The following is a 12,382-nucleotide window of genomic DNA, read 5'->3' as shown; positions in this document are numbered from 1 at the left end:
TGCTCCCCTCCGTTTACCGAGCGTGTTGATGCATCAACGCGCGTACCCATAGACCTTGACTGCGTTCTCCGAAGACACGAGACCGCTTGCGACGTCGTCGTTGACGGCCGAGCGATCGCGCTCCCTGGGATCGCCGATGCCGGCACCGCCGGGCGTCAGCACGACCAGCCGGTCGTCCGGCGGCACCTGCTGAAAGCCCTTGCCGCGCAGCTTCTTGCCGGACTTCAAACCGACATAGCCGGCCTCGCCGTTCTGGCCGCCGTCCCGCCCGCGCGGCGGGTGGTCGATGCGGTCGAACGCGGCGAGGATGTCGAACGGCGCATCGACCCCGCTGCCGACTTCGATGATCTGGCCGAGGCCGCCGCGGGTGCGCCCTGCCCCGCCGGAATCCGGACGCAGCTCCTTGCGCCAGAAGATCAGCGGCGTCTGCGTCTCCGCGATCTCGACCGGCGTGCCGCGCACGCCGCTTGGGTAAGCGGTCGCCGACAGCCCGTCCTTGCCGAAGCGCGCACCGGTGCCGCCGTTGGAGGTGACTGCCATCGAGAACCCGTAATTGCCGCCGGCGCCGGAGCGGGTCTGGCCGCGCACGTTGAGATTCCACAGGCAGGAGGTGCCTTCCGCAGGCACGCGCTCGGGAATGATCTGGCGCAGGCAGCCGAACACGACGTCCGGCAGCATCTGGCCGATCACGTGGCGCGACGCCACGGGCGCCGGCTTTGGCGCATTGAGGATGGCACCAGCCGGCGCCGACACCGTCAGCGGCGAGAGCGAGCCGGCATTGTTCGGGATCTGCGAGGCGACGACGCAGCCGAGGCCGAACACGGTGTAGGCGGTGGTGTAGGACAGCGGCACGTTGATGCCGAATTTTGACGCGGCGGACGTGCCGTCGAAATCGACGTGGATGCCGGTATCCGAGATCGTCAGCGTCGCCGCCAGCGTCACCGGCGCATCATAACCATCGACCACCATGGTGTTGCGCCAGCTGCCCTTCGGCAGCTTTGCGATCTCCGCGAGCACGGCCTCGCGCGAGCGGTCGCAGATGTAGTCGCCGAGCTCGTCGAGCGTGTCGATGCCGAACTCACTCATCATCTCGACCAGGCGCTCGCAGCCGACGTCGTTGCAGCCGGCGAGCGAATAGGTGTCGCCCTCGGTGTCGATCGGCAGCCGCGTGTTGGTGCGGATCATCGCCATCAGCGTCCCGTTGACGACGCCCTGGTCGATCAGCTTCAGCATGGGGATGTAGAGCCCCTCCATGAACACGTCGGTGGCGTCGGGCCCGAAGCCGATGCCGCCGATGTCCATGAGATGGCTGGTGCAGGAGAACAGTGCGACGACCTTGCCGTCCTTGAAGCAGGGCGTGGTGACGACGAAATCGTTGAGATGACCGGTCCCCATCCAGGGATCGTTGGTGATGTAGGCATCGCCCTGCTTCATCGTCTCGATCGGGAAGTGAGCGATGAAGTGCTTGACCGATTCCGCCATCGAATTGACGTGGCCGGGTGTGCCGGTCACCGCCTGCGCCAGCATCCGCCCCCTGAGGTCGAACACGCCGGCCGAGAGGTCGCCGCATTCGCGCACGATCGGGCTGAAGGCGGTGCGCAAGAGCACCTGCGCCTGCTCCTCGACCACGGCGATCAGCCGGTGCCACATGATCTGAAGGTCGATCAGGCTCGCGCCATTTGCCTTGCTCATGATCAGGCCGCCTTTCGTTCCATGACGATGCTGCCGGCACCGTCGATATGGGCGTCGAAACTGGTGGAGACGAAGGTCGAGGTTTCGTCTTCCGCGATCACGGCGGGGCCTGCGATGGTCGCCCCTGGCGCCATGTCCTCGCGCCGATAGAGCGGGATCTCGATCACTTCGCCGGCCCGGCCGTCGAAGAATTTTCGGCTGCCGGACGCCTTGGCCGCGGGCTGGCGCGCCACGGAAGCGACGGCGGGCGGATTGCGCGCCTCGGTGGTCGCGAGCACCGACCAGCTCAGCACCTCGATCGCCGCGCCCGGGATCGGTCGCTCGAACATCGCGGAATAGTCGGCCTCGAACTTTTGCCGCAGACCGGCGAGATCGGCCGACGTCAGCGGCCGGTTCGGCAGCTCGACGGTGATCTCGTGGCCCTGGCCGACATAGCGCATGAAGGCCGCGCGGCGCTCGCGCACCGGTGCGCCGGCAGCTCCAGGCTCGACCAGCGCACGCGCTTCGGTCGCCATCTCCTGAAGCAAGTCAGAGACCGCCTCGGTATCGAAATCATCGAGCCGGACGTGACGGCTGCGCACCAATTCATACGCGATGGGAGCCGCCAGAAATCCGACCGCCGAGCCGACGCCGGCGTTCGAGGGCACGATCACGCGGGAGACGCCGATCTTCTCGGCAACGCGCGCCGCATGCAGCGGCGCGGCGCCGCCGAAGGCGATCAGCGTGTGCTGGCCGACCACCGCGCCGCGCTCGACAGCGTGCACGCGCGCGGCGCTCGCCATGTTCTCGCAGACCACCTCGTGCACGGCATAAGCCGCTGTTTCCGCCGACAGGCCGAGCGGCGCACCGACATCGCGCAGCAGCGCCTGTTTCGACAGCTCCGGATCGAGCTTGATCGTGCCGGCCGCAAAGGCGTCAGGATCGATCATTCCGAGCGCAACGTCGGCATCCGTCACCGCGGGGCGCTGACCGCCGCGGCCATAGCAGGCCGGTCCCGGCTCCGACGAGGCGCTCTCCGGGCCGACGGTGACGCGCTTCATCGCGTCGACATGGGCGATCGAGCCGCCGCCGGCGCCGATCTCGACCATTTCGATCACGGGGATGCGCACCGGCAGGCCGGAGCCCTTGAGGAAACGCGCGGCGCGATCGACCTCGAACACGCGCGAGGTCTCGGGCTGGTATTTCTCGATCAGGCAGATTTTTGCGGTGGTGCCGCCCATGTCAAAAGAGAGCACCTTGCTCTCGCCAAGGCGCGCCGCGATCTGCGCCGCGAAGATCGCGCCGCCCGCAGGACCGGATTCGACGAGACGCACTGGAAAGCGCCGCGCCGTCTCGATCGAGGTGACGCCGCCGCCTGAGGTGACGAGGTAGATCGCGCCGCGGAACTGCTCGACCTGCAGGGCGTCAGCCATGCGGGCGAGATAACCGTCGATCAGGGGTTGCACATAGGCGTTCGCGACCGCAGTCGATGTGCGCTCATACTCGCGAATTTCGGGACAGACGGCGGAAGACAATGTGACGGAGATGCCGGGCATCTCCTCGGCCATGATCGCCGCTGCGCGTCGCTCGTGCTCGGGATTGGCGTAGGAGTGCAGGAAGGCGACCGCGACGCTCTCGACGCCGAGTTCACGCAATTTCGGCGCGAGCGCGCGCACGGCCGTCTCGTCGAGCGGGAGGCGGATGGCGCCATGGGCGTCGATGCGCTCGGGAACGGTGAAGCGGAGGTTGCGCGGCGCCAGCGGCTTCGGCTTGTCGATGCTGAGATCGTACTGGTCGTAGCGGCTCTCGGTGCCGATATCGAGCACGTCGCGAAAGCCTTCGGTTGCGATCAGCGCCGTCTTGGCGCCGCGCCGCTCGATGATCGCGTTGGTCGCGAGCGTCGTGCCGTGGATGAAGACGTCGATATCGCTGATATGCGCGCGTGCATCGGCAAGAATGAGCCGCATGCCGTCCAGCACCGCCTGCTCGGGGCGCTGCGGCGTCGTCAGCACCTTGCGGGTTTTGCGGTCTTGTCCCACGTCCAGCACGATATCGGTGAACGTGCCACCGATATCAACGGCAAGCCGCACCTCGGCTCCCTCGAGCATTCCAATTTCTCCGTGCTGATCGTCAAGTTCGGGTCCAAAAGCGCAGCAATTCCCGTGCCATGAGACATGCCTGCAACGCTGTGCCCGGCTATTTTGCGCGGCACCTATGCAATAGGCAAGGCGTGTTCGCGCCTGAGCGATCAGAGCAGGAATGCAAGCGCCGCTTCACAGCGCTCCTCAACCTTCAGCGTCAGGAGATCGTCGGCGCGGGTGCGGCCGAGATTGACCGCGGCGATGGGGATATTGCGCCGCGCGGCGGCTTGGACGAAGCGGAAGCCGGAATAGACCATCAATGATGAGCCGACGATCAGCATGGCATCGGCCTCTGCCAGATGATCCTGCGCCGTGGCGACCACCTCGCGCGGCACGTTCTCACCGAAGAACACCACGTCGGGCTTGAGGATGCCGCCGCAGGCTTCGCAAGGCGGCACCTCGAAGGAAGAAAAATCCTCGTGCTCCAGATCGGCGTCGCCGTCGGGTGCATCGGCGGCATCGAGTGTCAACCATGCCGCATTGGCGCGGCCGAGCGCGTGCTGAAACTCCTCGCGCGGCGTCTTCGCCCCGCAGCCCATGCAGCGGACCAGATCGAGCCGGCCATGCAGGTCGATCACCTGGCGGTGGCCGGCCGACTGATGCAGCCGGTCGACGTTCTGGGTCAGCAGCATCCCGCACCGGCCGTTCGCCTCGAGCCGGGCCAGCGCATGATGCGCATCGTTCGGCCTCGCCCGGCCGAACCGCCGCCAGCCGATCAGGCTGCGCGCCCAATAGCGCCGGCGGGTTGGCTCGTCCGACATGAAGGTCTGGAAATTGACCGGCTGGGTCCGCTTCCAATTGCCTTGGCTATCGCGATAATCGGGAATCCCGGAATTGGTGCTGCAGCCGGCGCCGGTCAGCACGAACAGGCGTTCGTGCCGGCCGATAAAATCCTGGAGCGGAGGTTTTGCCGGAGGGGCATTCGTCATGGCGCATGATGTAGTTCGCGCCGGCCCGTTTTGCCAGATGACGACAATCCCGGCGCATGCATAGCCGCTATCGCGGCGACCGTCGTCCCGTGGGATCGAGCGGACGAGCTTTCTCTTGTCCCGCGATCCGCGCGGCCTGCTGCAGCGTCAGCCTGAACTCGTCCCGCTTCTCGTGCACCGAGGCGATCGCATGCCCGACCGCAACGCCGAGGCCGACCAGTGCGGCTTCGGAGAGCTGCAGGCTCGCCTCGATGGTCTCCGGCACCGCATCGGTTGCGCCGATCGCGTAAAGGTGCCGGGCATGATCGGCGTCCCGCGCACGCGAGACGATCAGCACGTCCGGCCGCACCGCCCGGATCCGCTCGACGACGGCATCGATCGCCGGCCGCGACTGGATGGTGATGATCACGCCGGTCGTCTGCATCAAGCCGCAGGCTTCGAGGAAACCCGGCTCTGTCGCATCGCCAAAATAGACCTTGTGACCGTCGCGGCGGTCGCGCGCCACGTCGACGGCCGCGTGATCGACCGCGATGTAGTTCAGGCCATGGCTGGTCAGCAGGGAGCAGACGACCTTTCCAACACGGCCATAGCCGACCACGATGGCTTGCGCCCGGTCGCCGGGCGGCCGGACCGCGAGCTCGGGATCGGGCGTGCGTTCGCTGCTCAGCTTCGCGGCCAATCGTCGCCCGAGCATGCCCAGAAGCGGCGTCAGGGCCATCGTCACGGCGGTGACGGCGACGGCAAAGCTCGACACGCGGGGCTCGATCATGCCTCCGGCCGCCGCCATTCCGATGCTGACGAAGGCGAATTCGCCGACGGGGCCCAGCAGGAAGCCGATCTCGATCGCCGCGGGCCATGACAGCCTGAAGAGGCGCCCCAGGATGATCAGCACGATCGCCTTGCCGACGAGAATGCCGACGACGGCGGCCAGCAGCCAGCCGGGCTCGCGCAGGAACACACGGACGTCGATCGCCATCCCGACTGTGAAGAAGAAGATGCCCAGCAGCAGGCCCTTGAACGGCTCGACGGTGGCCTCGATGGCCTTGCCATATTCGGTTTCCGCCAGCATCAGTCCTGCAACGAAGGCTCCGAGCGCCATCGACAGGCCAGCCTGGTGGGCGGCAAGGCCTGCGCCGACGATGACGAACAAGGTCGCGGCAACGAACAACTCCGTCGAATGGGTGCCTGCGACCATCTGGAAGAGCGGACGGATCAGCAGCCGTCCGACCAGAGTGAGGAAGGCTACCGCCAGCACAGCCTTCAGGACCGCACTGGAGATGTGCGCCACGACCGAGCCACCGCTTCCCGCGCCGAGCACCGAGACGAAAACCAGAATGGGGACGACTGCGAGGTCTTGAGCCAGCAGCACCGAGAAGCTGGCGCGCCCGGCCGAGGTGGAAAGCCGCCTCTCGGCGGACAGGAGCTCGAGCACGATCGCCGTCGAGGACAGCGCAAGGCTCGCGCCGAGGATCACGGCCGTATCGGAGCTCTGCCCGAAGAGAAGCGCCACGCCGAAAATCATGGCCGACGTCGCGAGGACTTGCAGGCCGCCGAGCCCGAACACCAGACGCCGCATCGTCATGAGCCGTCTGAAAGACAGCTCGAGCCCGATCAGGAATAGCAGGAACACGATGCCGAGATTGGCGATACCCTCGACGTTCTGGGCGTCCGTCACGGTGAACCAGTACAGGACCGGGACGTCCTTGACGAGCGAGCCGAGCCCGAGCGGACCGAGAATGGCGCCGGCCCCGAGATAGCCCAGCACGGGATTGATGCCCCAATGCCGGACCATTGGCACCACCACGCCGGCAGTCCCGAGCACCACCAGCGCGTCACTATAGGCATTGATGTTGATGGTTGTGGTCACGGGCCCTTCACGTGTCGGCGCCCGCCAATAGCGGCAGCGCCATCCACGGTCGATAGCACACGGCGCCGCAGATCCCCAACCGGTCGCGCCCCTCTATCCCACGCGAGGCGCGCGCAACCCCAAGCCGGTTTTCAGCTTGCCCAGTTCTCCCGAAACTCTGGAAACAGCGTCAGGCCCCCGCAGGCATAGATAGTCTGCCCGGTGATGTAGCTGGCGTCGTCCGAGGCGAGGAAGGCGAACACCGCGGCGATCTCTTCCGGCGTGCCGACGCGCCCCATCGGAATGTGGGAGGTGACGACGCCGCGCTTCTCCGGATCGCCGGTCCAGGCCGCATTGATCGGCGTGTCGATCGCGCCGGGACCAACCGCGTTGACGCGGATGCGCTGGCCGGCGAATTCCAGCGCCAGCGTGCGCGTCAGATTGGCCATGCCTCCCTTGCTGATCGAGTAAGCGAGATAGCCGGGTTTGGGGATGATCTGGTGGACGCTGGAGCAGTTGATGATGCTGCCGCCTGCCCCGCGCGCGACGAAATGCGCCAGCGCCTTCTGCGCACACAGCACGGCGCCGTTCAGGTTGACGTCGATGATGCGGCGATAGGTTTCGACGTCGAGCGCCTCGCTCGGCGATTCCCGCTGGAAGCCGGCATTGTTGACGAGACAGTCGAGGCGCTTGAAACGCGCCAGGACCGTCTCGAACATCGCGGCGATGTCCTGCTCATTGCCGATATCGGCCTTGACGACGATATGGTCGAGCCTGCCGTGGCCGCGATCGCTCGATGCGGTTCGTGCGAGCGCGAGCGTCTCGTCCGCCCCCTCGGGACTGCCGAAATAATTGATGGCGACGGTCGCGCCTTCCTGGGCGAGCCGGATGGCGACGGCACGGCCGATGCCTTGTGAGGCGCCGGTCACCAGCGCGTACTGGCCGACGAGGCGCGAGGGAAACGGGGTCGAGCGTTCGGTTTGCGGCATGTGTTTTCTCCGGGATGCATCATCATGGATGGAACCGGCGTTTTGTTCCATCCCTCGCAGATGCCGGGATCTAGTCAGCTCGCTGCGCGCGCGGCGAGGTCAAGATCTGATAGAGGATGATCGCGCCGAAGGTCGCGGTGCCGATGCCGCCGATCGTGAATGCACCGAATTTGAGCGTGAGATCGCCGGCCCCTGCGATCAGCGCCACCGCGACCGTGATGAGGTTCGCAGGATTAGCGAAGTCGACCTTGTTCTCGACCCAGATTCGTCCGGCCATCGCCGCGATCAATCCGAACAGCACGATCGAAAGCCCACCGATGACGGGACCCGGGATGGACAGGATGAGCGCGCCGAATTTCGGCGAGAAGCCGAGTAGGATCGACACCAGGGCTGCGAACGCAAACAGCAGGGTCGAATAGACCTTGGTCGCCGCCATCACGCCGATGTTCTCGGCATAGGTGGTGACGCCGGTACCACCGCCGCACGCCGCCACGATGGTAGCTAAGCTGTCGGCGAACAGGGCGCGGCCAAGATAAGAATCGAGGCTTCGGCCCGTCATGGCGCCCACGGCCTTGATGTGCCCGAGGTTCTCGGCAACGAGAATGACCGCAACCGGCGCGATGAGGAAGATCGCATCGGCATGGAAGCTCGGCGCAGTGAAGTTCGGCAGCCCGAGCCACGGCGCGGCCGACAATTGCGTGAAATCGATCGGCTTGCTGAAACCGAGGCCGTTCGCGAAAAGCAGGTACAAGAGATAGCCGCCGACAGCGCCGAGGATGATCGGCAGGCGGCGCCACAGGCCTGGCGCTGCAACGGCCACCACGCCGATGATCAGCACGGTGGCGAGCCCGATCCAGGTGTCGAAGGCATTGGCGCTCACTGCCTTGACCGCCACCGGCGCGAGATTGAGACCGATCGCGGCGACGACAGCGCCGGTAACGGCCGGCGGCAGCAGCCGCTCGATCCAGCCGACACCGGACCACATCACGACCAGCGAAATCAGGCCATACAGCACTCCGGCGCCGACGATGCCGCCGAGCGCAACCGACAGGTTCGGGTTCGGCCCCTGCCCGGCATAGCCGGTGGCGGCGATGACGACGGCGATGAAGGCGAAGCTCGAGCCGAGATAGCTCGGCACGCGCCCTGCGACGATGACGAAGAAGATCAGCGTGCCGACGCCGGAGAACAGAACTGCAACGTTGGGATCGAACCCCATCAGCAGCGGCGCGATGATCGTCGCACCGGACATCGCGACGCAATGCTGAAGACCCGAGACGATGGTCTGGCCCCAGGACAGCCGCTCCTCCGGCATGATCACGCCCGAGGTCTTGAGCTTCCAACGTGGAAAATAACTCTGCTCGTCCGAGCCTGTTGCGATCGTCATGTTTCCACCCAAGTTCGACGCAACGACCGATGGTCGTGCCAACAGACAAAAATGTGATTGTCGCTTCTGCGGCGCCCATCACATGATGCAAATCATGCACGATCAATCCGTTCCCGAGCCTACATTATGACACAGATTGCGATCCCGTCAGCCATCCAGCGCCGGCACCAGCCCTGGTACAAGATCCTCTACGTCCAGGTGCTGATCGCGATCGCACTCGGCGTGCTCATCGGCTATGTCTATCCCGATCTCGGCAAGGCCTTGAAGCCGCTCGGCGACGGCTTCATCGCGCTGATCAAGATGATGATCGCGCCCGTGATCTTCTGCACCGTGGTGCACGGCATCTCCTCGATGGGCGATCTGAAGCGGGTCGGCCGGGTCGGGCTGAAATCGCTGATCTATTTCGAGACGGTCTCGACCGTGGCCCTCGCGGTCGGCCTTCTGGTCGGCGAGATTCTCCAGCCCGGGCACGGCTTCAACATCGATCCAGCCACGATCGACCCGAATTCGGTGGCGACCTACGTCACCAAGGCCAAGGAAGAGGGCATCGTCGCCCACCTGATGGCGATCATTCCCGACAGCTATCTCGGCGCCATCGCGCGCGGCGACCTCTTGCAGGTCCTGCTGATCTCGATTCTCTCCGGCTTCGCCATCGCCTTTCTCGGCAAGGCTGGCGAGCCCATCGCGGACGCAATCGACAAGGCGGCGAAGATGTTCTTCGGCATCATCCGCATCATCGTGCGCGTCGCGCCGATCGGCGCCTTCGGCGCCATGGCGTTCACCGTCGGCGCCTACGGCCTCGGCTCGCTGCTCAATCTCGCCGCGCTGATCGGCACGTTCTATCTGACCAGTATCCTGTTCGTGCTGATCGTGCTGGGTTCGATCGCCCGGCTCGCCGGCTTCTCGATCCTGCGCTTCATCGCCTATATCAAGGACGAACTCTTGATCGTGCTCGGCACCTCGTCCTCCGAGACCGTGCTGCCGCAGATGATCCAGAAGATGGAGCATCTCGGCGCCTCACGCTCCGTGGTCGGCCTCGTCATCCCGACCGGCTACAGCTTCAACCTCGACGGGACCAACATCTACATGACGCTGGCGACGCTGTTCCTGGCGCAGGCGACCAACACCCATCTGACCATCTGGCAGGAGCTCGGCATTTTGGGCATCGCCATGATCACCTCCAAGGGGGCCTCGGGCGTGACCGGCGCCGGCTTCATCACGCTCGCTGCGACGCTGTCGATCGTGCCTGATATCCCGATCCAGTCGATCGCGATCCTGGTCGGCATCGACAAGTTCATGAGTGAATGCCGCGCGCTCACCAACCTGATCGGCAATGGCGTTGCCTGCGTGGTCATCAGCATCTCCGAAGGCGAGCTCGACCGCGACGCGCTGCACGAGACCATGGCGCATCCGCTGGAGATCGGCGAGGCGCTGGAGCCGGGTGGAGGCGCGGCATCCTAGGCCGCGCAATCGGTGGGCAGACGAAGCCTGGTTCCGATGCGGTAGTTTCCCGGAGTAGAAAATCGATGCGGCCCGCGTCACAACAATGGCGTTGGGATCACGGATTTATACTCATTTTTTTCCGCCCGACGCGCTGGGGGCAGGGCGTCGGGCTTTTGAAAATCACAGCCAGATCCAGAGCGCCAAGCGGGATCAGACGATCCCGCCATCGATGCGCGGCAAATTGGCGGCAAGTTCGATCCGCCGCGTGATCCCGATCGCCTGCAGGAACGCCTCGTCATGGCTGACGACCAGCAGTGCGCCGTCATAGGCCCGCAAGCCGGCCTCGACGGCTTCGATGGACTCGAAGTCGAGATGATTGGTCGGCTCGTCCAGGATCAGCAGCGACGGCGGCGGCTGCCCGCCCAGCACGCAAGCGAGGCCCGCGCGGAAGATTTGCCCGCCGCTCAGGCTCCCGGCGATTTGCAAGGCGGCATCGGCGCGAAACATGAACCGGGCCAGCGCGGCATGGCACTCGTTCGCACCGGCCTTCGGATTGAGACGCCGAAAATTGTCCAGGATGGAGCGCGCCGGGTCGAGCAGGCTGACCTTCTGGTCGAACAACGCGAAATCCGGCCTGAGCCGCACGATGCCCGCAAGCGGACGCAGCTCGCCCACGATGAGCTTCAGCAGCGTCGTCTTGCCGGAGCCATTGGGCCCGACCAGCGCGACGCGCTCCGGCCCGACCACCGCAAATGAGAGGTCGCGCACGACAGGCTGCTCCGGCCAAAAGCCAGCGCTGACACCGTCAAGCCAAAGCACTTCCCTCCCCGCCGGCAGGTCGGTTGCGGGCAATTTGACCGAGAGCGGCTGAAGAACCTCGATGCGCCGGCGCGCCGTGTCGATGGCTTGAAGCGCCTCCGCGCGCTGCCGCTCGGCGATTTGCGCATTCTTGCCGCCGGTGTCCTCGCTGCGATCCTTGCGGGCGCCGGCCAGGATGCGCGGCATGTCGCCCTTGGCGCGCTTCTTTCTGCCGCCGCTGTCCTTGCGCGCTTTCTTCTCCGCGGCCTCCTGCGCCCTCCCGTCGATCTCGGACAGGCGGTTCTCGGCATGCGCGAGATCGTGCCTCACAGCCGCGAGCTCGATGGCCTTCTGCGTTCGAAAGCTGCTCCAATTGCCACCATATCGCGTCGCGCCGAGCGACGTCAGTTCGACGATCGCATCCATGGTGTCGAGCAGTGTCCGGTCGTGGCTGACGATAATCGCGCCGCCGCGCCAGGCAGACAGCAGATCGGTGACGGCCTTGCGTCCGTCCTGGTCGAGATTGTTGGTGGGCTCGTCCAGCAGCAGGAAGTCAGGCGCAGCGAACACCAGCGCGGCGAGACGAACCCGCGTGATCTGGCCACCGGACAGGCACGACAGCGCCGTATCGGGAGACGGATCGAACCCGAGGCGCGCCAACGCGGCCTCAAGCCGCGTCTCGAGCGTCCAGTCGACCGCAGCGACCTCGTCGGCGGAGGCGTCGCCCCGCTCGGCACGGCGCATCAACTCGAGCGCCGGCCGCACGCCGAACAGATCCGCCACGGTCGCGCCGGCAAGAACCTGCACGTCCTGGCGCAACAAGCCGATAGTGCCGTTGATCAGAACGCGTCCCGACTGAGGAACATGTTCGCCGAGCATCGACGCAAGCAGCGTCGTCTTGCCAACGCCGTTACGGCCGACGAGACCAGTTCGCTCGGCGCCGAATGTCAGATCGAGGTTTGAGAAAAGAGAGCGCCCGTCAGGCGTGGACAGCGACAGGTTCGACAGGACGATTGAAGCAGGCATGGAATTCCCCGTGAGCAAGGCGGATGGGCGTTGCGGTCGGGGTGAAATCCATGGCTGCGAAGATCCTGATTGAGGAACTCTCTAACTAGTCCCATCAAAAGGCGAGATCAAGGCGCGGCTCGAGGAGACAACAGCGTGATTGGCGCTGTCGTCCT

The 12,382-nt window shown here is 65.5% G+C and carries 8 protein-coding genes; 1 reads left to right on the top strand and 7 read right to left on the bottom strand.

Features of this window, described 5'->3' with window-relative positions; genetic code table 11:
• Nucleotides 1–33: 33 nt before the first annotated feature.
• The 6 genes from GA0061099_RS12065 to GA0061099_RS12040 all read right to left on the bottom strand — a co-directional run bounded on the left by GA0061099_RS12065 (nt 34) and on the right by GA0061099_RS12040 (nt 8,960).
• Nucleotides 34–1,692, bottom strand: coding sequence for a hydantoinase B/oxoprolinase family protein (locus GA0061099_RS12065; protein WP_036021826.1), 1,659 nt, complete (start codon nt 1,690–1,692; stop codon nt 34–36).
• Nucleotides 1,693–1,694: 2 nt separating this feature from the next.
• The gene (locus tag GA0061099_RS12060; RefSeq protein WP_036021823.1) at nt 1,695–3,779 is read right to left on the bottom strand and encodes a hydantoinase/oxoprolinase family protein; all 2,085 of its coding nucleotides are present in this window, start codon (nt 3,777–3,779) and stop codon (nt 1,695–1,697) included.
• A gap of 140 nt (nt 3,780–3,919) precedes the next feature.
• Nucleotides 3,920–4,741 (bottom strand): NAD-dependent protein deacetylase, encoded by an 822-nt coding sequence (locus tag GA0061099_RS12055; protein ID WP_036021820.1) that lies wholly within the window; start codon nt 4,739–4,741, stop codon nt 3,920–3,922.
• Nucleotides 4,742–4,808: 67 nt separating this feature from the next.
• The gene (locus GA0061099_RS12050) at nt 4,809–6,608 is read right to left on the bottom strand and encodes a cation:proton antiporter domain-containing protein (RefSeq protein ID WP_036021818.1); all 1,800 of its coding nucleotides are present in this window, start codon (nt 6,606–6,608) and stop codon (nt 4,809–4,811) included.
• A gap of 131 nt (nt 6,609–6,739) precedes the next feature.
• Nucleotides 6,740–7,576 (bottom strand): SDR family oxidoreductase, encoded by an 837-nt coding sequence (locus GA0061099_RS12045; protein WP_035998460.1) that lies wholly within the window; start codon nt 7,574–7,576, stop codon nt 6,740–6,742.
• 70 nt (nt 7,577–7,646) lie between these two features.
• Nucleotides 7,647–8,960, bottom strand: coding sequence for a solute carrier family 23 protein (locus GA0061099_RS12040; protein ID WP_035998458.1), 1,314 nt, complete (start codon nt 8,958–8,960; stop codon nt 7,647–7,649).
• Between the two features lie 126 nt (nt 8,961–9,086).
• Between GA0061099_RS12040 and GA0061099_RS12035 the strand changes: the two genes are divergently transcribed.
• On the top strand, nt 9,087–10,421 hold the full coding sequence (locus GA0061099_RS12035) for a dicarboxylate/amino acid:cation symporter (protein ID WP_036021811.1): 1,335 nt from the start codon (nt 9,087–9,089) through the stop codon (nt 10,419–10,421).
• A 192-nt stretch (nt 10,422–10,613) separates the two neighbouring features.
• On the opposite strand, the gene GA0061099_RS12030 is transcribed toward GA0061099_RS12035, so the two are convergent.
• Nucleotides 10,614–12,227 (bottom strand): ABC-F family ATP-binding cassette domain-containing protein, encoded by a 1,614-nt coding sequence (locus GA0061099_RS12030; protein WP_036021808.1) that lies wholly within the window; start codon nt 12,225–12,227, stop codon nt 10,614–10,616.
• Between the last annotated feature and the right edge of the window lie 155 nt (nt 12,228–12,382).

It is taken from the genome of Bradyrhizobium yuanmingense (assembly GCF_900094575.1).
Lineage (GTDB): Bacteria > Pseudomonadota > Alphaproteobacteria > Rhizobiales > Xanthobacteraceae > Bradyrhizobium > Bradyrhizobium yuanmingense.
The sequence above is the reverse complement of the archived record's forward strand: the minus strand, read 5'-3'. Positions and strand labels throughout refer to the sequence as shown.